Source organism: Pseudomonas sp., from assembly GCF_051660785.1.
In the GTDB taxonomy this organism is placed as follows: domain Bacteria; phylum Pseudomonadota; class Gammaproteobacteria; order Pseudomonadales; family Pseudomonadaceae; genus Aquipseudomonas.
Genome location: NZ_JBOFQE010000008.1, coordinates 23,397 through 45,642 on the forward strand (window position 1 = coordinate 23,397; position 22,246 = coordinate 45,642).

Consider the following 22,246-nt stretch of genomic DNA (forward strand, 5'->3'; position numbering starts at 1 on the left):
GGCGGCTTGGCGTGGCCCTTGAAGTGCGCGAGTTAGAGGCTGCGAGCAACCTGAACCTTCTCGAAGACTTCGATCTTGTCACCGACTTTGACGTCGTTGTAGCTCTTCACACCGATACCGCATTCCATGCCGGCACGTACTTCGGAAGCGTCATCCTTGAAGCGGCGCAGGGATTCCAGCTCGCCTTCGAAGATAACGATGTCTTCACGCAGTACACGGATTGGACGGTTACGGTGAACAACACCTTCGATAACCATGCAACCGGCGATCGCGCCAAACTTCGGCGAACGGAACACGTCACGCACTTCAGCAGTACCCAGGATGTTCTCGCGAACATCGCTGCCCAGCATACCGGTGAGGGCTTTCTTGACGTCTTCGATGATGTCGTAGATCACGTTGTAGTAACGCATATCCAGACCTTCCTGCTCGACGATCTTGCGAGCGCCAGCATCGGCACGCACGTTGAAGCCGAACAGTACAGCATTGGAGGCCAGTGCCAGGTTGGCGTCGGATTCGGTGATACCACCGACACCGCCACCGACAACACGCACTTGCACTTCGTCGTTACCCAGGCCATTCAAGGCGCCGTTCAACGCTTCGAGGGAACCACGGACGTCAGATTTGAGGACGATGTTGAGCGTCTTCTTCTCTGCCTGGCCCATGTTTTCGAAGATGTTTTCCAGCTTACCGGCGTGAGCGCGAGCCAGTTTGACTTCGCGGAACTTGCCTTGACGGAACAGAGCCACTTCACGGGCTTTCTTCTCGTCTGACAGCACGCTCATCTCGTCGCCAGCGTCCGGGGTACCGTCCAGGCCGAGAATCTCGACAGGGATGGAAGGACCGGCTTCCTTGATCGGCTTGCCGTTCTCGTCGAGCATGGCACGTACACGGCCATAGTTCGAACCGACCAGCACCATGTCGCCTTGGCGCAGGGTACCGTCTTGAACCAGAACGGTAGCAACCGGGCCACGACCTTTGTCGAGACGCGATTCAACCACAACGCCACGGCCAGGAGCCGACGGAGTTGCTTTCAGTTCCAGAACTTCGGCTTGCAGCAGAACAGCTTCGAGCAACTCGTCCACGCCGGTACCGACTTTCGCCGAAACCGATACGAACGGGGTGTCGCCGCCCCACTCTTCCGAGGTCACGCCGTGAACCGACAGTTCGCTACGGATGCGATCGAGATCGGCGCCCGGCTTGTCGATTTTGTTCACTGCAACAACCAACGGAACACCGGCAGCCTTGGCGTGCTGGACAGCTTCAACGGTCTGCGGCATCACGCCGTCGTCCGCTGCAACGACCAGGATCACGATGTCAGTCGCCTTGGCACCACGGGCACGCATTGCGGTAAACGCAGCGTGACCCGGGGTATCGAGGAAAGTGACCATGCCGCGATCAGTTTCAACGTGGTACGCACCGATGTGCTGGGTGATACCGCCGGCTTCGCCAGCAGCTACCTTGGCACGACGGATGTAGTCGAGCAGCGAGGTCTTACCGTGGTCAACGTGGCCCATGACGGTCACGACCGGAGCACGGGAGAACGATTCACCTTCAAACTTCAGGGACTCGGCCAGGGAATCTTCCAGGGCGGTGTCACTGACCAGGGTCACTTTGTGGCCCAGCTCTTCAGCAACCAGTTGGGCAGTTTCCTGATCCAGTACCTGGTTGATGGTCGCTGGAGTACCCAGTTTGAACATGAACTTGATGATTTCAGCTGCCTTGACCGACATCTGCTGGGCGAGATCGCCAACAGTGATGGTCTCGCCGATCTGCACATCACGCACGACAGGACCGGTTGGGTTCTGGAAACCGTGAGCGTTGCGTTTCTTCAGCTTGGCCTTGCCGCGACCACCACGACGGAAGCCATCGCTTTCTTCGTCGGTAGTACGTGGCGCAACACGTGGAGCAGGCGCTTTCTCTTTGACCGAAGCACGATGTGGAGCGTTTTTGCGCTCACCATCGCCACTGCCACGACGATTGTTATCGTCGGCACGTGGTTTGTCCGGACGGCGCTGTTCGTTCTGCTTGTTGCGAACGTCTGCAGACGGTGCTGGAGCAGCAGCTACAACCGGCGCGCTTTCGCGTACTGGTTCGGCAACTGCAGCAGGCGCTGCAACGGCGTCATTAGTAGCGTTTTGCGCAGCAGCAGGCTGGCGACGCGCTTCTTCTTCGGCGCGACGCTTGGCTTCTTCTTCAGCCTTCTGACGAGCAGCATTTTCTACTGCGCGACGTTCTTCCAGTTCGCGTTTGCGCTCGGCTTCGATTTCTTCCGGGCTGCGCTGTACGAAGACTTTCTTCTTGCGTACTTCAACGCTGATGCTTTTGCTGCCAGCAACACGCAGGGTGCTGGTGGTTTTGCGCTGCAATGTAATCTTGCGCGGTTCTTCCACTTTCGCCTTGTGGCTGCTCTTCAAGTGAGTCAGCAAAGACTGCTTCTCACTATCGCTCACACCTTCATCGGCGGCGGTGTGCGGCAGACCTGCCTCACGCATCTGCTGCAACAGGCGCTCTACCGGTGTTTTGACCTCATCGGCCAGTTGTTTCACCGTGACTTGCGTCATGCACTTCTCTCCTCAGGCCGCGCCTAATTACTCGAACCAGTGGGCTCGGGCGGCCATGATCAACTTGCCGGCACGATCATCGTCAATGCCGTCGATGTCGAGCAGATCGTCAATAGACTGCTCGGCCAGGTCTTCGCGGGTAATTACGCCGCGCACCGCCAGTTCCATCGCCAAATCCTTGTCCATACCCTCAAGCGAGAGCAGGTCTTCGGCCGGATGGGCGTCTGCCAGCTTTTCCTCAGTAGCGATGGCTTTGGTCAACAAACGATCCTTGGCGCGAGCGCGAAGCTCGTTGACGGTTTCTTCGTCAAAGCCGTCGATGTTGAGCATTTCTTCCAACGGTACGTAGGCAATCTCTTCCAGGCTGGTGAAGCCTTCATCTACCAGCACCTGTGCCAGGTCTTCGTCGACTTCCAGCTCGTCGATGAAGTTGCGCAGGATGTCGCCGGTTTCTGCTTGCTGCTTAGCCTGGATGTCCGATTCGGTCATCACGTTCAGGGTCCAGCCAGTCAACTGGCTAGCCAGACGCACGTTCTGACCACCGCGACCGATGGCCTGAGCCAGATTGTCTGCGCCGACGGCGATGTCCATTGCATGGGCATCTTCGTCAACGATAATTGCCGCAACCTCAGCCGGGGACATGGCGTTGATTACGAACTGAGCCGGGTTGTCGTCCCACAGGACGATGTCCACACGCTCACCGCCCAACTCACCCGACACTGCCTGGACGCGCGAACCGCGCATACCGATGCAAGCGCCTTGCGGGTCGATGCGTTTGTCTTTCGAGCGGACCGCGATCTTGGCGCGCGAACCCGGGTCGCGGGACGCAGCCATTACTTCGATCAGGCCTTCAGCGATTTCCGGCACTTCGATGCGGAACAACTCGATCAGCATTTCCGGCGCGGTACGCGACAGGATCAGCTGCGGGCCGCGGTTCTCGGTGCGGATTTCCTTGAGCAGCGCACGCAAACGCACGCCAACCCGGAAGGTTTCGCGAGAGATGATGTCTTCACGAGCCAGCAACGCTTCAGCGTTGTTGCCCAGGTCGACGATCACGTTGTCGCGGGTGACTTTCTTCACGGTGCCGGAGATGATTTCCCCCAGGCGTTCGCGATAGGCGTCAACAACTTGAGCGCGCTCGGCTTCGCGAACTTTCTGCACAATGACTTGCTTGGCAGTCTGTGCAGCGATGCGGCCGAACTCGATGGATTCAATTTTTTCTTCGACTACATCACCGACCTGGGCGCCAGGATGCGTTTCGGCAACCTTGCTCGGCCAGGTTTCGATGGCCGGATCGTCCAGGTCTGCTTCTTCGACGACCGTCCAGCGACGGAATGTCTCGTAAGCACCGGTGTGGCGATTGATTTCCACACGCAGATCGACTTCGTCCTCGAAACGCTTTTTGGTAGCAGTGGCCAGAGCCAGCTCAAGCGCTTCAAAAATTACGTTTGCCGGTACGCCCTTTTCATTGGATACCGACTCAACAACCAGCAGTACTTCTTTGCTCATCGTACGCCTCGCCTTTCGCAAGCCATTGGATCCGCGGGATCCGCGTCTCAGTCAAAACTGGGAATAATGTTGGCCTTGTCGATCATATCGATCGGCAACAGAAACTCGTGGTCTTCTACCTGCACCACGACATCCTGCTCTTCTACACCGCGCAGAAGGCCCTGAAAGTTGCGTCGTCCTTCAAAAGGCGAGCGCAGCTTGATCTTCACTTGTTCACCGGCAAATTTTGCAAACTGCTCAATAGTGAACAGTGGGCGTTCCATGCCAGGCGAGGAAACTTCAAGGGTGTATTCAACGGCGATTGGATCTTCAACGTCCAGGACACCGCTGATCTGACGGCTGACGATGGCACAATCGTCCACCAGCACACCGCCCTCTTTATCAATATAAACGCGCAACATTGAGTGGCGACCTTGAGCCGAAAACTCAATACCCCAGCATTCATAGCCCAGGGCCACGACCACCGGGGCCAGCAAGGCCTGCAACTCTTCTAGCTTGCTCGACACCTGAACCCCCTCGTGCATGTATGTGCATGCTATGCAAAATAAAAAAATGGGCGAAACGCCCATCCTTGAAACGCCGTCGAACAGCGGCGTAGAAAGTGTCCAGCTAACAAAAAGCCCCTTAAAAGGGGCTCCTTAAACTGGTTGCGGGGGCCGGATTTGAACCGACGACCTTCGGGTTATGAGCCCGACGAGCTACCAGACTGCTCCACCCCGCGACAAAGCTGGGGCGGAAGTATACGACCGATCCCTGACAGGGTCAATGTAACCTTCCACCTACAAGAAAGCCCGCAACAGCGGGCTCTCCTGATAATTGGTACCGAGAAGGGGACTCGAACCCCTACACCCTATGGGCACAACCACCTCAAGGTTGCGTGTCTACCAATTCCACCACCTCGGCAATACTGCGTTTGAAACCCTTCTTACTTTTGCTCTTGAGCTGGAGGCACGTCAGTCGCTGGAGTAGCCGACTTTTGCTCTTGAAGCACCGGTACATCATCAGAAGCCGGTTGTTGCTTTGGAACTTCCAACACTGCCGGGTTTGGCAAACCTACTTGAGTCAGCTGGTGAGCTTTCTCTTTAGCAAAGTAACCTAACCCTAAGCTGGTTATGAAGAAACCGGCGGCAAGTATAGCAGTAAACTTACTAAGAAAGGTAGAGGAACCTTGGCTTCCGAACACAGTATTTGAAGCACCTGCTCCGAAAGACGCGCCAGCATCCGCACCTTTACCCTGCTGCAGCAATACCAGAGCAACTACGCCCAATGCACCCAGCAGATGAAAAACGACTACGACTGTTTCCAGCATTTTTTCAGTTTCCCGCGGCGCGACAAATCGCACCGAACTCATCTGCATTCAGGGAAGCTCCACCAATGAGCCCCCCATCGATATCCGGCATGCCGAACAGTTCGACCGCATTGGCCGCCTTCACGCTGCCGCCGTATAGAAGCCGCACACCTTGTGCGACTTCAGAATTCTCTGCCGCCAACTGCGCGCGAATGGCTGCATGCACATCCTGCGCTTGTTGCGGCGAAGCAGTCAGCCCGGTGCCTATGGCCCAGACCGGCTCGTAAGCTATTACTGCATTTGCAAAGGCACCGACACCCAGCTCCTCTATGATACTGCCTAGCTGACGCCCGACAACCTCAAGAGTTTTACCGGCTTCGCGCTGCTCAAGGGTTTCCCCTATGCACAACACCGGAATCAAGCCACATGCCTGTGCCGCTGCGAACTTGCGAATCAGCATACCGTCCTGCTCGCCCATAATCTGGCGGCGTTCGGAGTGCCCGACAAGAACCAGGGAACAACCTGCATCCACTAGCTGACTCGGCGCGATTTCACCGGTCAGGGCACCTTGCATGGATTCCACCGCAGAATTCTGCGCGCCGACCAAAATCGACTTGCCTTCCAAACCATCAATCACTTGATTGATATGCAAGCAAGGCGGGAATACCGCTACATCAACACCGCTCGGCAAGGCCAGATGACGAAGGCCATTGATCAGCTCAGCGACGCTGGCGCGGGTACCGTGCATCTTCCAGTTACCAGCTACCATAGGGCGACGCATGCTGTACCTCGTCGGTCAAAGTGGGCGCAGATGTTACCCAACACAATCATGGCTGGCAAGCCGAATTCAGGCAGAAACTTCAGTAACCAGTTTTGCCAGCTCTTCGGCGTAACCACGAACCTGTGTTTCGTCCTCGCCTTCGACCATCACCCGCACCAGCGGCTCCGTCCCGGACTTGCGCAACAGCACGCGTCCGCGACCGGCCATAGCCTGGGTAACACGGTCGCTGGCTTCCTTGACCGCCGGGTGATCGAGCGGGCTCGCACCTCCACCGAAACGGACATTGATCAGCACCTGAGGGCACTTGCGCAGCGCCTGACGGGCCTGAGCCAAACCTTCGGAACGAGTCTTCAGCGCCATCAGCACCTGCAATGCCGCGATGATCGCATCACCTGTGGTGGTGTGATTGAAGCAGACGATATGACCCGAATTCTCGCCACCTACCAGCCAGTTGCGCTCCAACAAATCAGCGATCACATAACGATCGCCAACATTGGCCCGCACAAAAGGAATCGACAAGTCTGCCAGGGCCAATTCCAGCCCCAGGTTACTCATCAATGTCCCGACCACACCACCCTGCAGCTTGTTACGCTCGTGCAGATCGCGGGCGATGATGTACAGCAACTCGTCACCATCAACGATGGCGCCCGTGTGATCAACCATCAAAACGCGATCACCGTCACCATCGAAGGCAATACCCAGATCGGCGTGCTCGGCCAATACGGCAGCCTGCAACGGGCCCATATGAGTCGAACCGCAATTGTCATTGATGTTCAAGCCGTCAGGCTGAGCGGAAAGCACAACGACTTCAGCACCCAGCTCGCGGAATACGCTCGGCGCAACCTTGTAGGTCGCGCCGTGAGCGCAGTCAATCACGATCTTCAGGCCCGAGAAGTTGGTACCGGTCGGTACGCTGCTCTTGCAGAATTCGATATAACGGCCCGAGGCGTCGTTGATTCGCGACACTTTGCCGATCTTGCTCGACTCAACCACGGTCATCGGGGTGTCGAGCAGCTCTTCGATCATCAACTCGACTTCATCCGGCAGCTTGGTGCCCTTTCCGGAGAAGAACTTGATGCCGTTGTCATCGTGAGGATTGTGCGAAGCACTGATTACGATGCCGGCTTCAGCATGGAAGGTGCGCGTCAGGTAAGCGATTGCCGGCGTCGGCATCGGGCCCAACAGCATCACGTCAGCACCTGCCGAGGTCAGCCCGGCCTCGAGCGCCGACTCGAACATGTAACCGGAGATCCGGGTGTCTTTGCCGACCAACACCTTGCAGGCACCCATCTTGCGGAACGCCATGCCCGCAGCCCAGCCAAGCTTGAGCATGAAGTCTGGAGTGATCGGGTATTCACCGACTCGGCCACGAATACCGTCGGTGCCAAAGTATTTTTTGCTCATAAGTGCTCCATCATTCTTATTCGGCTGATTCCACTGCGGCGATCATCCGTACCACGTCCACTGTTTCGGCTACATCATGGACGCGCAATATACGCGCACCTTTGGCCGAAGACAGCGCCGCGAGCGCCAGTCCGCCGAACAGGCGTTCTCCAACCGGTCGATTCAAGGCCAGGCCAATCATGCTCTTTCGCGAAACCCCGACCAACAGGGGCCGCCCCAAGGCATGCAGATCTTCCATATGCTTGAACAAGCTTAGATTGTGCTGCAAGGTTTTCGCGAATCCAAAGCCCGGATCAAGAATAATCCGCTCAGCCGGGATTCCGACCAACGCACACTGCGCCATGCGCTCGGCAAGAAACTCACCGACCTCTTTGGTCACGTCGTGATAGTGAGGATTGTCCTGCATGTCGCCGGGCTCACCGAGCATATGCATCAGGCACACCGGTAACCCGGTGGCGGCTGCTGCATCCAGAGCCCCGTCTCGACGTAGCGAACGCACATCATTGATCAGTCCTGCCCCCAGCCTTGCGGTTTCGCGCATGACTGCCGGCGTGGAGGTATCGACAGAAATAATTACATCCAGTTCGCGATTGATGCGCTCAACGATAGGCGCTACGCGCTCCAGCTCTTCAAGTGGCGAAACCGCCCTTGCACCGGGCCGGGTAGACTCGCCACCGACATCGATCAGCGTGGCGCCCGCCAAAACCATCGACTCGGCGTGGTGCAGGGCCGCATCGAGCTGGCTGTATCGGCCGCCATCAGAAAAAGAATCGGGGGTAACATTAAGAATGCCCATAACATGCGTCTGGGCCAAATCAAGAACCCGGTTGCCGCAAGGCAACCGGGTCGAGGACTGAACAGAAGTCATTTCAAACCTTAAACGTCAGCAGCCGGACCGCCGATCGGTGTTTCCGGGCGCGGATCCTGAACTGCCGGAGGCGTTCCGGAAGTACCGGTGCCGCCCGACCAGTCGCGAGGTTCGCGAGGCGTGCGACCCGCCATGATGTCGTCGATCTGATCAGCATCGATCGTTTCGTACTTCATCAGGGCGTCGGCCATGGCGTCGAGCTTGTCACGGTTATCCGTGAGGATCTGCTTGGCCGTTCCGTAACACTGATCAATGATGCTGCGCACTTCGGAGTCAATCAGCTTGGCTGTCTCACCGGAGAAACTTGCGCTCTGCCCACCGCCGCCGCGACCGAGGAACACTTCGCCCTCTTCTTCGGCATACATCAAAGGACCGAGTTTTTCCGAAAGCCCCCACTTGGTCACCATGTTCCGCGCAATCTGGCTGGCACGCATGATGTCGTTGGAGGCGCCGGTGGTAACACCGTCGAAGCCCAGGGTCATTTCTTCAGCAATACGGCCACCGTACAACGAGCAGATCTGGCTGATCAGCGCTCGCTTGGACAGGCTGTAGCGATCTTCTTCCGGCAGGAACATGGTCACACCCAGCGCACGACCGCGCGGGATGATCGAAACCTTGTAGACCGGATCATGCTCTGGCACGACACGACCGACGATGGCGTGACCTGCTTCGTGATAAGCGGTGTTCTGCTTCTCTTTCTCGGACATGACCATGGATTTGCGCTCGGCACCCATCATGATCTTGTCTTTGGCCAGCTCGAATTCTTTCATTTCGACGATGCGCTTGCCGGTACGGGCAGCGAACAACGAGGCCTCGTTCACCAGGTTAGCCAGGTCGGCACCGGAGAAGCCAGGCGTACCACGCGCGATCACTGCCGGAGCGACGTCGTCACCCATTGGCACTTTGCGCATGTGAACCTTGAGAATCTGTTCACGACCACGAATATCCGGCAGACCCACCACGACCTGACGATCGAAACGGCCCGGTCGCAGCAACGCAGGGTCCAGTACGTCTGGACGGTTGGTTGCGGCGATGACGATGATGCCGTCATTCATTTCAAAGCCGTCCATCTCAACCAGCAATTGGTTGAGCGTCTGCTCGCGTTCGTCGTGACCGCCACCCATGCCTGCGCCACGGTGGCGACCAACGGCGTCGATTTCATCGATGAAGATGATGCACGGCGCATGTTTCTTGGCCTGCTCGAACATGTCGCGAACACGGCTGGCACCGACACCGACGAACATCTCGACGAAATCGGAACCGGAAATGGTGAAGAACGGCACTTTGGCTTCGCCGGCAATCGCCTTGGCCAACAAGGTTTTACCGGTACCCGGCGGCCCTACCATAAGCACGCCGCGTGGAATGCGGCCGCCCAGACGCTGGAACTTGCCCGGATCACGCAGGAACTCGACCAGCTCACCGACCTCTTCCTTGGCTTCGTCGCAACCGGCAACGTCACCCAAGGTGGTTTTCACCTGATCTTCGGAGAGCAGGCGCGCCTTGCTCTTGCCGAAGCTCATCGGCCCGCCCTTGCCGCCTGCACCGCCCTGCATCTGCCGCATGAAGAACATGAACACGGCGATGATCACCAGGATCGGGAAGCTTGCGACCAGGAGTTGAGTCCAGATGCTTTGCTGCTCAGGCTGCTTGCCCTCGACCACCACGTGGTTGTCCACGAGGTCGCCGATCAGACCGTTGTCCTGGATGGCAGGACGAATGGTCTTGAAGCTGTCGCCATCGTTGCGTTTGCCGGTAATCACGTAGCCGTCAACCGCTACGCGCTCGACCTTGCCATCCTTGACCTGCTGGATGAAGTCGGAATAGTTGAGGGTCTGCGGCTCGTTAGGGCTGGAGAAGTTGTTCATCACTGTCACCAGGACAGCCGCGATGATCAACCACAGGATCAGATTCTTTGCCATATCGTTCAATTAACTACCCTCTGAAGCAAGCTCCGCTAATGGCGCGCGCTTCGCATGATATTCACCGGCCTAACTTACTACATTACCTACGACTCTGGCAGGCGCCGTCTGTAACCCTTTGTGAAACACTTTCTACACAATATTCGCTATTGCACACGGGGCGAAATACGAAAAACCTATCGACCCGCAAAAAAACCTCGATTTACTCACTCCGGCCCCGGTAGCCCCATGCCAGCATGTATTGCTCGCGGGAACTGCCACGAGAAGAGTCCGGCTTGATCATCTGGACCTTGTCGAATTTCTGACGGGCGTCCTTCACGTAAGCATCAAACCCTTCACCCTGGAACACCTTGATCACGAAATTACCACCCGGCTTAAGTATTCGAGTCGCCAGATCAAGAGCCAGTTCACATAGAAACATGGCTTTTGGCATGTCCACCTCAGGCGTACCACTCATATTGGGGGCCATATCGGAAATCACAAGGTCTACCTGCGAATTACCCACGGCTTCAAGGATCTGAGCGAGCACTTCGTCCTGGGTGAAGTCACCCTGGATGAAAGTCACATCCGGAATGCTGTCCATTTCCAGGATGTCCGAGGCGATCAGACGCCCCTGACCACCGATCAGCCGACTGGTGACCTGCGACCAGCCGCCGGGCGCCGCCCCCAGGTCGACAACGCTCATACCCGGACGGATCAGCTTGTATTTCTCCTGGACCTCCAGAAGCTTGTAACTCGCACGCGAGCGATAACCATCCTTCTGCGCCTGCTTCACATAGGGATCATTGACATGTCTTTGCAGCCATTTAAGGCTTGTCTTGGAACGGGCCACGGGCCACCTCGAAAATAAAACGGGTCGTGATTAACTGGGCGGTCCCGGACTCGCTCGGGTAAACTGGCCGCCGCTTTTTACAAGATCAGACGCAGGGGTCAGATTATGCCGCTCACTCAAGAGCAGAAGAAACAGTACAAATCCATTGGCCACCATCTGAAACCGGTTTTGATTGTGGCTGACAACGGTTTGACTGAAGGTGTGTTAGCCGAACTTGAACGTGCTTTGGCGGATCACGAGCTGATTAAAATCAAGCTCAACATCCTCGATCGCGAGTCGCGCCTGGCGAGCATTGCAGAACTGTGCAAGGTCGGCAAAGCGGACCTGGTTCAGGTCATCGGCAAGATGGCACTGATTTATCGCAAGAACTTCAGCGTCAACAAGCAGCTGTCGAACGTTCATCGCTTCAAGTGATGGCAAGGGTCAAGGGTGTGCTTCGCGCACCCTGCCACTCCATCCAGGCACGGGCTGCAACACCAGCACCAGCCCGGAAAAGCCCAGAACAAGATAGCTGAACACCTGCCAGCGCACGGCATCCGGCCAACCGAAGCGCACCGCGAAAAACATCCCGCACGCATACAGCGCCATCAGCAGCATTTGCCCGCGAATATCGCGCCATAGACTGGCAAGGCCCTCGGCCTGAATCAGCACCAAAGCCTGAAAAATCACACACGCTGCGGCGAAAACCACCACTAGCGCATTCAGCACGCCTGCAATTTCGTCGATCAGCAGCGGCGCCAGGCCTATCTGGCCCAGCACCGGCAGCAGACCGATGTGTAACAGCCACAGGCCGCCCACCCACAACATCTGAGTCAGCTGCCAAAGCATGGCGCCCGCACGGAGCGGGCGCCTTCTTTCAGATGTGGCGGACTTCGACAATCTCGTACTCGATAACGCCACCCGGCGTTTTCACGGCAACCACGTCACCCTCTTCCTTGGCAATCAAGGCGCGGGCCAGCGGTGAACCTACCGAAATCTTGCCGAGTTTGAAGTCAGCTTCATCCTCACCCACGATGTGGTAAGTGACGCGCTCGTCGGTCTCGACGTTGGCGATTTCAACGGTGGTACCGAAAATCACCTTGCCGGTGTGAGGAATGGACGTGACGTCGATGATGACCTGATTCTGAATCCGGCCTTCGATATCACGAATCCGCGCCTCGACCATCCCCTGCTGCTCGCGGGCAGCGTGGTATTCGGCGTTTTCCTTCAAGTCACCCAACTCGCGGGCCGTGCCAATATCCTGGCTTAGCTTCGGACGGACGACCTTGGTCAGGTGAGCGTGTTCTTCTTCCAGGGCTTTCGCGCCCTGGACGGTCATTGGGTACTTGATCATGCCTTCAATCCTGCGTGTAGATCCTGCAAGCGGCGCACGGTCTTCTCGGGACCGAACTTCAGCGCTTCGCAGATGGCTTCGCCAGCAGCAATGGTGGTGGTGCAGTAGATCTTGTGCTGCAAGGCATTACGACGAATGGAGTACGAGTCAGCGATCGACTGACGACCTTCGGTGGTGTTGATGATCAGGGTGACTTCGTCATTCTTGATCATGTCGACCACGTGTGGACGACCCTCGGTCACCTTGTTCACACGACGCACTTTCAGGCCTGCGGCTTCAATCAGCTTGGCAGTCCCGGCAGTGGCAACCACTTCGAAGCCCAAGTTGATCAGATCACGGGCCACGCCCGCAACCAGTGGCTTGTCGTCGTCACGTACGCTGATGAACGCAGTACCGCCGGTCGGCAGCACTTCGCTGGCGCCCATCTGAGCCTTGGCGAACGCTTCGCCGAAGGTATCGCCCACGCCCATCACTTCACCGGTGGACTTCATTTCTGGGCCCAGGATCGGGTCCACGCCAGGGAATTTGGCGAATGGGAACACCGCCTCTTTCACGCTGTAGAAGTTCGGAATGATTTCTTTGGTGAAGCCGATTTCCTTCAGGGTTTTACCGGCCATCACGCGAGCCGCGATCATTGCCAGGGAAACACCGATGCACTTGGACACGAACGGTACGGTACGGGAAGCGCGCGGGTTGACTTCGATGACGTAGATGTCTTCGCCTTGCAGCGCCAACTGAACGTTCATCAGGCCGACCACGCCCAGCTCCAGGGCCATTTTCTTGACCTGTTCGCGCATCTCGTCCTGGATGTGAGCCGGCAGCGAGTACGGCGGCAGGGAGCACGCGGAGTCACCGGAGTGAACGCCGGCCTGCTCGATGTGCTGCATGATCGCGCCGATCACGACGTCGGTACCGTCGCAGACCGCATCCACGTCCATTTCGATGGCGCAGTTGAGGAAGTGGTCGAGCAGCACCGGGCTGTCGTTGGACACTTTCACCGCATCGCGCAGGTAGCGCTTGAGTTCTTCTTCTTCGTAGACAATTTCCATCGCGCGGCCGCCCAGTACGTAGGACGGACGAACCACCAGCGGGTAACCGATCTTGGCCGCGGCACGAATCGCTTCATCTTCGCTACGCACGGTGGCGTTAGGCGGCTGACGCAGGTTCAGGCGCTCGACCATTTGCTGGAAGCGCTCACGGTCTTCGGCACGGTCGATGGCGTCAGGGCTGGTGCCGATGATCGGCACGCCGGCTTCTTCCAGGGCACGAGCCAGTTTCAACGGGGTCTGGCCGCCGTACTGGACGATCACGCCTTTCGGCTTCTCGACGCGGACGATTTCCAGTACGTCTTCCAGGGTCACTGGCTCGAAGTACAGGCGATCGGAAGTGTCGTAGTCAGTAGAGACGGTTTCCGGGTTGCAGTTGACCATGATGGTCTCGTAACCGTCTTCGCGCAGGGCCAGTGCCGCGTGTACGCAGCAATAGTCGAACTCGATGCCCTGGCCGATACGGTTTGGACCGCCGCCGAGGATCATGATCTTGTCGCGGCCCGACGGTGCGGCTTCGCACTCCTCCTCGTAAGTCGAGTACATGTAGGCGGTGTCGGTGGCGAACTCGGCCGCGCAGGTGTCAACGCGCTTGTAGACCGGGTAAACCTCGAGCTTGTGACGGTGGCGGCGCAGAGCTTTCTCGGTCACACCCAGCAGCTTGGCCAGACGCATGTCGGAGAAACCTTTGCGCTTGAGTTTGAACATCACGTCGCGATCGATGCTGGCCAGACCCAGGGTCTTGACCTTCTCTTCGTCCTTGATCAGATCTTCGATCTGCACCAGGAACCACGGGTCGATCATGTTCATGCCGAAGATGTCTTCAACCGACAGACCGGCGCGGAACGCGTCAGCCACGTACCAGATACGCTCGGCACCCGGCACGGTCAGTTCGCGCTTGAGGATGCTCATGCTTTCCGGATTGCTCAGGTCGAGCTTCTCGTCCAGGCCGCAAACGCCCACTTCCAGGCCGCGCAAAGCTTTCTGCAGGGATTCCTGGAAAGTCCGGCCGATGGCCATGACTTCACCCACCGACTTCATCTGAGTGGTCAGGCGTGCATCGGCTTTCGGGAATTTCTCGAAAGCGAAACGTGGCAGCTTGGTCACGACGTAGTCGATCGACGGCTCGAAGGACGCCGGAGTGGCGCCGCCGGTGATTTCGTTCTGCAGTTCGTCCAGGGTGTAGCCGATCGCCAGCTTGGCAGCGATACGCGCAATCGGGAAACCAGTGGCTTTCGAGGCCAGTGCCGAGGAGCGGGATACACGCGGGTTCATCTCGATGACTACCATGCGGCCAGTGTCCGGGCAGATGCCGAACTGGACGTTGGAGCCGCCGGTTTCCACGCCGATCTCGCGCAATACCGCCAACGAGGCGTTACGCATGATCTGGTATTCCTTGTCCGTCAGGGTTTGTGCAGGAGCCACAGTGATCGAGTCACCGGTGTGCACGCCCATCGGGTCAAAGTTTTCGATGGAGCAGACGATGATGCAGTTGTCCTTTTTATCGCGGACAACCTCCATCTCGTACTCTTTCCAGCCGATCAGCGATTCGTCGATCAGCAGCTCTTTGGTCGGAGACAGGTCGAGACCACGGGCGCAGATTTCTTCGAACTCTTCACGGTTGTAAGCGATACCGCCGCCGGTGCCGCCCATGGTGAAGGACGGACGGATGATGCACGGGAAGCCGAGCTTCTCGAGGACCAGGTTGGCCTCTTCCATGCTGTGGGCGATACCCGAACGCGGGCAATCCAGGCCGATGGATTTCATCGCCTTGTCGAAGCGCGAACGGTCTTCAGCCTTGTCAATGGTGTCAGCGTTGGCGCCGATCATCTCTACGCCAAATTTCTCCAGAACGCCTTCGCGCTCCAGGTCCAGGGCGCAGTTCAGAGCGGTCTGGCCACCCATGGTCGGCAGCAGCGCGTCCGGACGCTCTTTCTCGATGATCTTGGCAACGGTCTGCCACTTGATCGGCTCGATATAGGTGGCGTCGGCCATGTCCGGGTCGGTCATGATGGTCGCTGGATTGGAGTTCACCAGGATGACGCGGTAACCCTCTTCGCGCAGGGCTTTGCAGGCCTGGGCGCCGGAGTAGTCGAATTCGCAGGCCTGGCCGATCACGATCGGGCCAGCGCCGAGAATCAGGATGCTTTTAATGTCTGTACGTTTTGGCATGGGTTTGTCACTCAAATCCGCAGGTCAGTCGGCAAGCCGTCTTGTTCAATCTGTTAAGCCTTGAGGGGGGTCGCCGGTTTTCGGGACCGCCCCACAGGCTTTGCAACATCAAGGCGAGCGATTAGCGTCGCTTGGCCATTTCGTTGATGAAGCGATCGAACAATGGCGCTACGTCGTTCGGGCCAGGGCTGGCTTCAGGGTGACCCTGGAAGCTGAAGGCGCTCTTGTCGGTACGTTCGATGCCTTGCAGGGTGCCGTCGAACAGCGATTTGTGGATCGCGCGAACGTTGGCTGGCAAGGTCGCGTCGTCTACCGCAAAACCGTGGTTCTGGCTGGTGATCATTACAACGCCGGTGTCCAGATCCTGGACCGGGTGGTTGGCACCGTGGTGGCCGTGACCCATTTTCAGGGTCTTGGCGCCGGAGGCCAGGGCCAGCAGCTGGTGACCAAGGCAGATACCGAATACCGGAATCTCGGTTTCCAGCACGTCTTTGATCGCCTGGATCGCGTAGTCGCAAGGCTCCGGGTCACCAGGTCCGTTGGACAGGAACACACCGTCCGGATTCATCGCCAGAACATCGGCAGCTGGCGTTTGAGCCGGCACCACGGTCACGCGGCAACCGCGCTCGACCAGCATGCGCAGGATGTTCAGCTTGACGCCGTAGTCGTAGGCCACCACGTGGTATGGCAGCTCGGAAGCTTCGATGGTCGCGTGGCTGTCGGTTTTCAGGTCCCAGACAGTCGAGCGCCACTCGTACTTCTCTTTGGTACTGACGACTTTCGCCAGGTCCATGCCTTTGAGGCCAGGGAAACCCTGAGCTGCGGCGATGGCGGCTTCTTCGGAGATGTTGTCACCGGCCATGATGCAGCCGTTCTGTGCGCCTTTCTCACGCAGGATGCGCGTCAGGCGGCGAGTGTCGATACCGGCGATTGCCACAACATTGTTGGCTTTCAGGTAGTCGGACAGAGACATCGTGTTACGCCAGTTGCTCGCAACCAGTGGCAAGTCACGGATGACCAGGCCAGCAGACCATACGCGGTTGGACTCGGCGTCTTCCGGCGTGGTGCCGGTGTTGCCGATGTGCGGGTAAGTCAGGGTAACGATCTGTTGGGCGTAGGAAGGATCGGTAAGGATTTCCTGATAGCCGGTCATGGCGGTGTTGAACACCACCTCTCCAACGGTCTGACCGTCGGCTCCAATTGCTTCGCCGCGAAAAATGCTGCCATCAGCAAGGGCGAGTATGGCTGGCTTAGTCAAGAAGACCTCCCGTAAATAAAGCCTGAAAGGGCGATCGCAGGTGTAAAAAAGCGGAGTGACGTATGGACACGTCACCCCGCTCATTCACTGAATTATTCTGCGCGCTTTTAGTGAACACACTAAAGCTGTAGCTTACAGAAAAAGGCATTTTTGGTCTACCGCCAATGAGCCTTAAAGGCCGGGGAATGCGACAGGAAGTCGCTTGGCGGAGTAAAACCGGGCTCAAACGCTGTGTTTGAACCCGATTTCGGGCACTTCTTAACGCAGGTCGAGCACGTCTTGCATGTCGTAAAGGCCGGGCTCGCGCCCTTCCAGCCACAACGCTGCACGCACGGCCCCCTTGGCAAAGGTCATGCGGCTGGATGCTTTGTGCGTGATCTCGACACGCTCACCATCCGCGGCGAACAGCACGGTGTGATCGCCGACGATGTCACCGGCACGCACAGTGGCGAAGCCGATGGTTTCGCGAGCACGGGCACCGGTCTGGCCTTCACGACCGTAAACCGCCACTTTCTTCAAATCACGCCCCAGCGCATCGGCAATCACTTCACCCATACGCACGGCAGTACCGGACGGCGCATCGACTTTGTGCCGATGGTGGGCTTCAGTGATTTCGATATCGACATCATCACCCAACACACGGGCAGCGGTGTCGAGCAGCTTCAGGCAAAGATTGACGCCGACACTGAAGTTAGCCGCAAAGACAATCGGAATGTCCTTGCCCGCTTCCGCCAGCAACTGCTTCTCTTCAACGCTGAAACCGGTGGTACCGATGATCATTGCCTTGTGATGCTTGCGGCAGAACGCGAGGTTCTTCAGGGTCACCGTCGGGTGCGTGAAGTCGATCAGCACGTCGAACTCATCAACCACGCGATCCAGATCACCCGACAGCGGCACACCAATACGACCCAGCGCAGCCAACTCACCAGCGTCGGCACCAACCAGCGAGCTGTCCGGACGATCGATGGCAGCCGTCAAACCCGAGCCCGGCTGTTGCTGCACGGCCTCGATCAGGGTTTTGCCCATGCGCCCGGCGGCGCCCATCACTGCAATACGTCGCATGCCTTTCTCCTTACAAATCGCCGAAGAAGCGCTTCACGCCTTCGAACCAACCGGTAGTTTTCGGCGAATGGCTATTGTCGTCGGCCAGCGAGCTGCGGAATTCTTCCAGCAATTCGCGCTGACGACGCCCGAGGTTGACCGGGGTTTCGACCGCCACACGGCACATCAAGTCACCGGCACCGCCGCCACGCACGGGCGCGACGCCTTTGCCGCGAACGCGGAACTGCTTGCCGGTCTGAGTCCCTTCAGGGATTTTCAGTTTGACCCGACCATCAAGGGTCGGAATCTCCAGTTCGCCACCCAGCGCAGCATCAACAAAGCTGATCGGTACTTCGCAGAACAGGTGTTTGCCGTCACGCTGGAAGATCGCGTGTTCGCGCACATTGATCACCACGTACAGGTCGCCCGTCGGACCTCCCTGGGCACCCGCCTCGCCTTCGCCGGACAGACGAATGCGATCACCGGTATCAACGCCGGCCGGCACTTTCACGGAGAGAGTTTTGTACTCTTCGACACGGCCTTCGCCGTTGCAGGAGTTGCACGGGTCGGAAATGATCTTGCCTTGGCCATGGCAGCGCGGGCAGGTCTGCTGCACCGAGAAGAAGCCTTGCTGCATGCGCACTTGACCAATACCGCCGCACGTCGGGCAAGTGACTGGCGAGGAGCCTTTCTTGGCACCCGAGCCGTCGCATGGCTTGCAGTTGACCAGTGTCGGAACGCGGATATTCACGGTCGTGCCGCGCACCGCTTCTTCCAGGTTCAGCTCCAGGGTGTAACGCAAGTCGCTGCCGCGCTGAGCGCCGCCACGGGAACCGCCGCGACCACCACCGAAGAAGTCACTGAAGACATCACCAAAGATGTCGGAGAAGTTCTGACCGCCAAAACCGGCACCGCCGCCACCCATGCTCGGGTCGACGCCGGCATGACCGTACTGGTCGTACGCCGCGCGCTTGCTGGAATCGGACAGCACTTCGTAGGCCTCGTTGGCCTCCTTGAACATCTCTTCCGACGCTTTGTCATCGGGATTACGGTCCGGGTGGTGCTTCATCGCCAGGCGACGGTAGGCCTTTTTCAGGTCTGCTTCGCTTGAGCCACGCTCAACACCCAATATTTCGTAATAGTCACGCTTTGCCATAAGTCTTTGCACTCTTAAGGACGTCCGGCAAACCCCTCCTGAGCCTCGCCAAACTCGTTGAGCCCCAATACAGGCCCGGACCCAACTCACGTCAATTCAACGATCCTGGTCTTTGATTCAATGCGGTACTTTCGGCTCGAAAAGCAGGAGCATTCCCGGCCATACCATCAGCACACGAGCGTTGTCGCATGCTGTAAAAATTCATGTACTCCAGACACGCCAACGCGGGAGCAGGCTCCCGCGCGGCGACATCCTACCAGTCACCGCCTGAAGGCAGTCAACCGGGCGACCAACAACTTACTTGTGGTCTTTGACTTCTTCGAACTCGGCATCGACAACGTCATCAGCTTTTTCAGCCTTGTCATCCTGCGGTGCCGCGCCTTCAGCAGGTTGACCCTGTTCGGCGTACATCTTCTGCGCCACTGGAGCGGAGACTTTCGACAGCTCTTCAACCTTGGCTTCGATTGCAGCCTTGTCGTCGCCTTTGACAGCGGCTTCCAGAGCAACAACAGCAGCTTCGATTGCGGTCTTCTCTTCAGCAGTCACTTTATCGCCAGCATCAGCGACCATTTTGCGCGTCGAGTGAACCAGTGCATCGCCCTGGTTACGAGCCGCTGCCAGCGCTTCGAACTTGCTGTCTTCCTCGGCGTTGGCTTCAGCATCGCGAATCATCTGCTGAATTTCTTCCTCGGACAGACCGGAGTTGGCCTTGATCACGATCGACTGAGTCTTGCCGGTGGCCTTGTCTTTGGCGCCGACGTGCAGGATGCCGTTGGCGTCGATGTCGAAGGTCACTTCAATTTGCGGCACACCACGTGGTGCTGGTGGAATCTCGGCCAGGTCGAACTTGCCCAGGGACTTGTTCTGAGCCGCTTGCTTACGCTCACCTTGCAGCACGTGAATGGTCACGGCGCCCTGGTTGTCGTCGGCAGTCGAGAACACCTGCGATTTCTTGGTAGGAATCGTGGTGTTTTTCTCGATCAGCGCGGTCATCACGCCGCCCATGGTTTCGATACCCAGGGTCAGCGGGCTGACGTCGAGCAGCAGAACGTCTTTCACGTCACCTGCCAATACGGCGCCCTGGATGGCAGCACCCATGGCAACGGCTTCGTCCGGGTTCACGTCTTTACGTGCCTCTTTACCGAAGAACTCGGTCACCAGCTTCTGAACCAGTGGCATACGGGTCTGACCGCCTACCAGGATCACGTCGTTGATGGCGCCAACGTCGATACCGGAGTCTTTCAGAGCGATGCGGCAAGGTTCGATGGTGCGTTGAACCAGGTCTTCTACCAGCGCTTCGAGCTTGGCGCGGGAGATTTTCACGTTCAAGTGCTTGGGACCGGTGGCGTCTGCAGTGATGTACGGCAGGTTCACGTCGGTCGACATGCTCGAGGACAGCTCGATCTTGGCTTTTTCAGCGGCTTCTTTCAGGCGCTGCATGGCCAGCGGATCACCTTTGAGGTTCATGCCGCTTTCTTTCTTGAATTCGTCGACGAGGTAGTCGATCAGACGAATGTCAAAGTCTTCACCGCCCAGGAACGTGTCACCGTTGGTGGCCAACACTTCGAACTGGTGCTCGCCATCGACTTCAGCGATTTCGATCACGGAAACGTCGAAAGTACCGCCGCCCAAGTCGTAAACGATCACGGTGTGATCGCCCTTCGCCTTGTCCATACCGTAAGCCAGAGCAGCTGCGGTTGGTTCGTTGATGATGCGTTTTACGTCCAGGCCAGCAATACGGCCGGCGTCTTTGGTGGCTTGACGCTGGCTGTCGTTGAAGTAGGCCGGAACGGTGATCACCGCTTCAGTCACTGGCTCGCCGAGGTAGTCTTCGGCGGTCTTCTTCATTTTCTTCAGAATTTCAGCCGAGATTTGTGGCGGCGACATTTTCTGGCCGTTCACTTCTACCCACGCGTCGCCGTTGTCAGCCTTGGCGATTTTGTAAGGCACCATCTTGATGTCTTTCTGCACGACTTCTTCGTCGAACTTACGACCGATCAGACGCTTCACCGCGTACAGGGTGTTATGCGGATTGGTCACAGCCTGACGCTTGGCCGACTGGCCAACCAGGATTTCGCCATCGTTGGCATACGCGATGATCGACGGCGTGGTACGCGCGCCTTCAGCGTTTTCAATAACTTTGGCTTTGCCGTTTTCCATCACGGAGACGCAGGAGTTGGTAGTCCCCAGGTCGATACCGATAATTTTGCCCATGTTCACTCTCCCGAAACTTTGGATTTGGTTGCCGCAGCAGTGGTGGCTAACTGCGGTAGCACTTAAACGCTTGACTTATAAATGGGGGCCTTGCGGCCAATTTCAAGCCTGCTCGTCAATAGAAGGCGAAACTGGCGCAGGGGCCTTGCTGACCACGACCATGGCCGGGCGCAGCAGGCGACCGTTGAGCTGATAGCCCTTCTGGAACACCTTGAGCACGCTGTTCGGCTCAACGTCGGCGCTTTCCTGCATGGCCATTGCCTGATGCTGTACGGCGTTGAACGGTTCGCCATGCGGATCGATCGTTTCCAGCTGATAACGCTTCAGGGTGTCCTGGAACATTTTCAGGGTCAGTTCGATACCTTCGCGCATTGGACGGATGCTTTCGTCATCCGGGTTGGACAACTCCAGACCGCGCTCCAGGCTGTCGATGATCGGCAACAAATCGCCAGCAAATTTTTCCAGGGCGAATTTGTGAGCTTTTTCTACATCCTGCTCGGCGCGACGGCGGACGTTCTGCAGATCAGCCGCTACACGCAAAGCCTGATCATGAGCGCCAGCCAATTGCTCTTCGAGCACTTGTACACGAGCCGCCAGTTCATCACCCGAATCCTGGGCAGCCTGATCGGCGTCTAGATTTTGCGTATCCACTGTCTGTTCGTCAGCCATAGAATTCTCCTTTCAATAACGTCCGCGAGCTCAACTCGCGCTTCTGTCCCGGTATATGGGGCCGCAAAAATCAGCTTCAAGGGGCGGGTTGCGATTAACCCTACAAAAAACGCTGCATTGCGATTGCTCGGGAACCAAGCATTTCGTCAGACCGAGCAAATCGAGCCAAGCGAGGGCATTGTCAGCCGCAAATAA

At 57.7% G+C, this 22,246-nt stretch carries 18 protein-coding genes and 2 tRNA genes; 1 reads left to right on the plus strand and 19 read right to left on the minus strand.

Annotated elements, in window-relative coordinates; all coding sequences use genetic code 11:
- Positions 1-32: 32 nt before the first annotated feature.
- From infB to rlmE, 11 genes are all read right to left on the minus strand, one after another.
- The gene (gene infB / locus ACRC4F_RS02525; protein ID WP_438657937.1) at positions 33-2,561 is read right to left on the minus strand and encodes a translation initiation factor IF-2; all 2,529 of its coding nucleotides are present in this window, start codon (positions 2,559-2,561) and stop codon (positions 33-35) included.
- Positions 2,562-2,588: 27 nt separating this feature from the next.
- Positions 2,589-4,070, minus strand: a complete 1,482-nt coding sequence (nusA, locus tag ACRC4F_RS02530) for a transcription termination factor NusA (protein ID WP_008024459.1) — start codon at positions 4,068-4,070, stop codon at positions 2,589-2,591.
- A gap of 47 nt (positions 4,071-4,117) precedes the next feature.
- Positions 4,118-4,576: a ribosome maturation factor RimP gene (gene rimP, locus ACRC4F_RS02535; protein WP_010463487.1), complete on the minus strand. Its 459-nt coding sequence runs from the start codon at positions 4,574-4,576 to the stop codon at positions 4,118-4,120.
- 138 nt (positions 4,577-4,714) lie between these two features.
- Positions 4,715-4,791 (minus strand) — tRNA-Met (locus ACRC4F_RS02540).
- Positions 4,792-4,887: 96 nt separating this feature from the next.
- Positions 4,888-4,973, minus strand: a tRNA-Leu gene (locus ACRC4F_RS02545).
- A 22-nt stretch (positions 4,974-4,995) separates the two neighbouring features.
- Positions 4,996-5,379, minus strand: coding sequence for a preprotein translocase subunit SecG (gene secG, locus ACRC4F_RS02550; protein WP_017336473.1), 384 nt, complete (start codon positions 5,377-5,379; stop codon positions 4,996-4,998).
- Positions 5,380-5,383: 4 nt separating this feature from the next.
- Positions 5,384-6,139, minus strand: coding sequence for a triose-phosphate isomerase (gene tpiA / locus ACRC4F_RS02555; protein ID WP_438657938.1), 756 nt, complete (start codon positions 6,137-6,139; stop codon positions 5,384-5,386).
- 66 nt (positions 6,140-6,205) lie between these two features.
- Positions 6,206-7,543 (minus strand): phosphoglucosamine mutase, encoded by a 1,338-nt coding sequence (glmM, locus tag ACRC4F_RS02560; RefSeq protein WP_438657939.1) that lies wholly within the window; start codon positions 7,541-7,543, stop codon positions 6,206-6,208.
- Positions 7,544-7,559: 16 nt separating this feature from the next.
- Positions 7,560-8,411: a dihydropteroate synthase gene (folP, locus tag ACRC4F_RS02565; protein WP_438657940.1), complete on the minus strand. Its 852-nt coding sequence runs from the start codon at positions 8,409-8,411 to the stop codon at positions 7,560-7,562.
- A gap of 8 nt (positions 8,412-8,419) precedes the next feature.
- Positions 8,420-10,330, minus strand: coding sequence for an ATP-dependent zinc metalloprotease FtsH (gene ftsH / locus ACRC4F_RS02570; protein WP_438657941.1), 1,911 nt, complete (start codon positions 10,328-10,330; stop codon positions 8,420-8,422).
- Positions 10,331-10,532: 202 nt separating this feature from the next.
- Positions 10,533-11,162, minus strand: coding sequence for a 23S rRNA (uridine(2552)-2'-O)-methyltransferase RlmE (gene rlmE / locus ACRC4F_RS02575; RefSeq protein ID WP_438657942.1), 630 nt, complete (start codon positions 11,160-11,162; stop codon positions 10,533-10,535).
- Between the two features lie 105 nt (positions 11,163-11,267).
- On the opposite strand from rlmE, the gene ACRC4F_RS02580 reads away from it, so the two are divergent.
- Complete coding sequence (locus tag ACRC4F_RS02580; protein WP_007942889.1) at positions 11,268-11,576, plus strand: YhbY family RNA-binding protein; 309 nt, start codon at positions 11,268-11,270, stop codon at positions 11,574-11,576.
- A 9-nt stretch (positions 11,577-11,585) separates the two neighbouring features.
- Here the strand turns inward: ACRC4F_RS02580 and ACRC4F_RS02585 are convergent, their stop codons facing one another.
- From ACRC4F_RS02585 to grpE, 8 genes are all read right to left on the minus strand, one after another.
- The gene (locus tag ACRC4F_RS02585) at positions 11,586-11,990 is read right to left on the minus strand and encodes an MFS transporter (RefSeq protein WP_438657995.1); all 405 of its coding nucleotides are present in this window, start codon (positions 11,988-11,990) and stop codon (positions 11,586-11,588) included.
- A gap of 28 nt (positions 11,991-12,018) precedes the next feature.
- A complete protein-coding gene (gene greA, locus ACRC4F_RS02590) occupies positions 12,019-12,495 on the minus strand; it encodes a transcription elongation factor GreA (protein WP_008029775.1) in 477 nt (158 codons plus the stop codon).
- Complete coding sequence (gene carB, locus ACRC4F_RS02595) at positions 12,492-15,713, minus strand: carbamoyl-phosphate synthase large subunit (RefSeq protein WP_438657943.1); 3,222 nt, start codon at positions 15,711-15,713, stop codon at positions 12,492-12,494. The genes greA and carB overlap by 4 nt, the downstream gene beginning before the upstream one ends.
- Before the next feature lie 121 nt (positions 15,714-15,834).
- Positions 15,835-16,971 (minus strand): glutamine-hydrolyzing carbamoyl-phosphate synthase small subunit, encoded by a 1,137-nt coding sequence (gene carA / locus ACRC4F_RS02600; RefSeq protein ID WP_438657944.1) that lies wholly within the window; start codon positions 16,969-16,971, stop codon positions 15,835-15,837.
- A gap of 258 nt (positions 16,972-17,229) precedes the next feature.
- Positions 17,230-18,033: a 4-hydroxy-tetrahydrodipicolinate reductase gene (gene dapB, locus ACRC4F_RS02605; protein ID WP_438657945.1), complete on the minus strand. Its 804-nt coding sequence runs from the start codon at positions 18,031-18,033 to the stop codon at positions 17,230-17,232.
- Positions 18,034-18,043: 10 nt separating this feature from the next.
- A complete protein-coding gene (dnaJ, locus tag ACRC4F_RS02610; protein WP_438657946.1) occupies positions 18,044-19,168 on the minus strand; it encodes a molecular chaperone DnaJ in 1,125 nt (374 codons plus the stop codon).
- Positions 19,169-19,465: 297 nt separating this feature from the next.
- Positions 19,466-21,382, minus strand: a complete 1,917-nt coding sequence (gene dnaK / locus ACRC4F_RS02615) for a molecular chaperone DnaK (protein WP_438657947.1) — start codon at positions 21,380-21,382, stop codon at positions 19,466-19,468.
- A gap of 102 nt (positions 21,383-21,484) precedes the next feature.
- Entirely contained in the window at positions 21,485-22,051 is a 567-nt protein-coding gene (gene grpE, locus ACRC4F_RS02620; RefSeq protein ID WP_438657948.1) for a nucleotide exchange factor GrpE, read from the minus strand.
- Positions 22,052-22,246 lie beyond the last annotated feature (195 nt).